The following is a 2,943-nucleotide window of genomic DNA, read 5'->3' as shown; positions in this document are numbered from 1 at the left end:
CCGGCTGCGGACCACCGCCGAGCATGTCTACGCCATCGGCGATGTCACCGGCAGAGCCCTGCTGGCGCACGTGGCATCCCATCAGGGCCTCACCGCCGCCGACGTGATCGCCGGACACGACGCCCGCATCGACTACACCGTGATCCCCGCGGCGACGTTCACCCATCCGGAGATCGCGAGCGTCGGCCTGACCGAGGACGCGGCGCGCGCCGGCGGCCACGAGGTGATCACCGCGAAATTCCCGTTCGCCGCACTCGGACGAGCCAAGGCGCTCGGCGAGACCGAGGGCTTCTGCAAGATCGTGGCCGGGGCACGCCATCGGGAAGTACTCGGCGTGCACATCATCGGGCCCTCGGCCAGTGACCTGATCGCCGAAGGCGCACTGGCGATCTCGCTCGAAGCGACACTCGACGAACTCGCCGACACCATCCACGCCCACCCCACCCTCGGCGAGATCGGTATGGAAACAGCCCTGACCGGGCTCGGCCTGCCGATACACACCGCGCCGCGTTCACGTTGAGGAGCACCACCGTGACCACCACAACCCCGCAGCAGGCCACCCGCACGTCGGCCCGCCGCGCACCGAAGCGACCGGCCGTGTCGACCGCGCCGGAGCAAGCTCGATCCGCAGCGAGCGATTCTCTGCCGGCCGACCGAACCGCCACGCAGACAGCATCATTCGAGTCCCCTGTGGCGGCCGAGCATCCCGATACGCTGCGAAAGCTGTATCGCGACATGCTGTTCGTGCGCCGGTTCGAGGAGCGCACCGCCCAGAGCTATCAGCAGGCCCGGATCGGCGGCTACTGCCACCTCAACCTCGGTGAGGAGGCCACCGTGGTCGGCCTCGGCGCGGCGATGCGCCCCACCGACTACCTGTTCACCAACTACCGCGAACACGGTTACGCCCTCGCCAAGGGCATCGCGCCCGGCCGGGTCATGGCCGAGCTGTACGGCCGCTCCACCGGCACCTCCAAAGGGTGGGGCGGATCGATGCACATGTACGACACCGAGACTCGGCTGCTCGGCGGCTACGCCATCGTCGGCGGCCAGGTACCCCTCGCCGTCGGCGCCGCACTGGCGATCGACTACCGCGGCGGCGACGATGTCGTCGTCTGCCAAATGGGTGAGGGCACAACGAATATCGGCGCTTTCCACGAATCGCTCAACCTCGCCGCACTGTGGAATCTGCCGATCGTCTTCCTGGTGGTCAACAACCAGACCGGCATGGGCACCACAGTGGAGAAGTCCTCCGCCGAACCCGATCTGTGGAAACGCGCCGCCGCCTATCGCATGCGCGGTGAACGCGTCGACGGCACCGACGTCCTCGCCGTCCGCGACACCGCCAGGGATCTCATCGACACCGCACGCCGCGACGGCCGGCCGGCACTGCTGGAGGCGGTCAGCCACCGGCTGAAAGGCCACTCGGTGGTCGACCCCGCGAAATACCGCACCGAGGAAACCGTGACGGCCGCACGATCCCACGACCCCATCGAGATCTGGAAGACCGCGCTACTGAAAGCCGGTGCGCTGAACGACGATTCGGCCGCCGCCCTGGACGCGGAGGTCCTCGCCGAGGTCGCCGCCGCCGTCGAGTTCGCCGACACCAGCCCGCATCCGCAGCCGTCGAGCCTGTTCGACTACACCTACGCCACCCCGGTGCCCGGCGATTCCCGCCGCCTGCCCGCCGACCCCCTCTTCACCGCCTGAGGACCGCCCCGTGCCTGTCATGACCTACCGCGAAGCGCTGCGCGAAACCCTGCGCGAGGAAATGCGCCGCGACGACGACATCTTCCTGATCGGCGAGGAGATCGGCGTCTTCGAAGGCTCCTACAAGATCACCGCCGGACTGCTGAACGAATTCGGCGAGCAGCGCGTCCGCGACACTCCCATCGCCGAGGAAGGATTCGTCGGCGCGGCCATCGGTGCCGCCATGCTCGGTCTGCGCCCGATCGTCGAGATCATGACGATCAACTTCTCCCTGCTCGCCCTCGACCAGATCGTCAATCACGCCGCCAAGATCTACGGCATGTTCGGTGGGCAGACCAGCGTGCCGATGGTCATCCGCACCCCCGGCGGCGGCGGACAACAACTCGGCGCCACCCACTCCCAGAACATCGAGCTCTACTACGCGTTCGTTCCCGGCCTCAAGGTCGTGGCACCCAGTACCCCGGCCGACGCCCGCGCCCTGCTCAAAGCCGCGATCGATGACGACGACCCGGTGCTGTTCCTCGAGAACCTGTCGCTCTACAACACCAAAGGCGAAGTACCGCAGGACCTTCCGCCCGCACAGATCGGCAAGGCCGCCGTCACCCGCGAAGGCACCGACATCACCCTCATCGGCTACTCCCGCATGGCCACCGTCTGCACCCAGGTCGCGGACAAGCTTGCCGCCGAGGGCATCTCCGCCGAGGTGATCGACCTGCGCAGCCTGCGCCCGCTCGACCGCGACACCCTCGTCCGCTCGGTCCGCAAGACCGGCTGCGCGGTCATCGGTGAGGACGACTGGCTCACCTACGGCATCGGCGCCGAAATCGCGGCATCGATCTCCGACGGCGCCTTCGACTATCTCGACGCTCCCGTGCGCCGCGTCGCCATGGCCGAAGTGCCGCTCCCCTACGCCAAGCCGCTGGAGAAGCTGGCCCTGCCGTCCGTCGAATCGCTCTACACCGCTGCCGTCGAAACCCTTGCGGCCGTGGGCAAGCGACGCTGAGAGGAAAGACCGTTGTCCGAAATCACCATGCCCCGCCTCTCCGACACCATGGAAGACGGCGTCGTCGCCAACTGGCTCAAACAGGTCGGTGACACCGTCACCCGCGGCGAAGTGCTCGCCGAAATCGAGACCGACAAAGCCCTGATGGAACTCGAGGCCTACGACGACGGCGTCCTCGAACACATCATCGCCGCACCCGGAACGCGGGTTCCGATCGGCGAGCCCATCGCCAT

3 protein-coding genes and 1 pseudogene are annotated in these 2,943 nt (G+C 67.7%); all 4 read left to right on the top strand.

The annotated features are described in order from the left end of the window. Positions 1-520, top strand: a pseudogene (locus ACPCUW_RS35030) (dihydrolipoyl dehydrogenase); the annotation flags it as partial. 11 nt (positions 521-531) lie between these two features. Beyond that, a complete protein-coding gene (gene pdhA / locus ACPCUW_RS35025) occupies positions 532-1,707 on the top strand; it encodes a pyruvate dehydrogenase (acetyl-transferring) E1 component subunit alpha (RefSeq protein ID WP_423429678.1) in 1,176 nt (391 codons plus the stop codon). 19 nt (positions 1,708-1,726) lie between these two features. Continuing rightward, positions 1,727-2,710 (top strand): alpha-ketoacid dehydrogenase subunit beta, encoded by a 984-nt coding sequence (locus ACPCUW_RS35020; RefSeq protein ID WP_219823568.1) that lies wholly within the window; start codon positions 1,727-1,729, stop codon positions 2,708-2,710. A 12-nt stretch (positions 2,711-2,722) separates the two neighbouring features. After that, positions 2,723-2,943 (top strand): biotin/lipoyl-containing protein (locus ACPCUW_RS35015; RefSeq protein WP_423429677.1); only part of this gene is annotated, 221 nt, incomplete at its 3' end.

The organism is Nocardia sp. AB354 (genome assembly GCF_049538315.1).
Taxonomy (GTDB): Bacteria; Actinomycetota; Actinomycetes; order Mycobacteriales; family Mycobacteriaceae; genus Nocardia; species Nocardia nova.
This window is presented reverse-complemented; position numbering and strand designations above follow the sequence as displayed.

What these genes read in the sequence shown, in the direction of transcription:
- ACPCUW_RS35020 (WP_219823568.1), top strand. Translation starts at nt 1,727, where the DNA reads ATGACCTACCGCGAAGCGCTGCGCGAAACCCTGCGCGAGGAAATGCGC.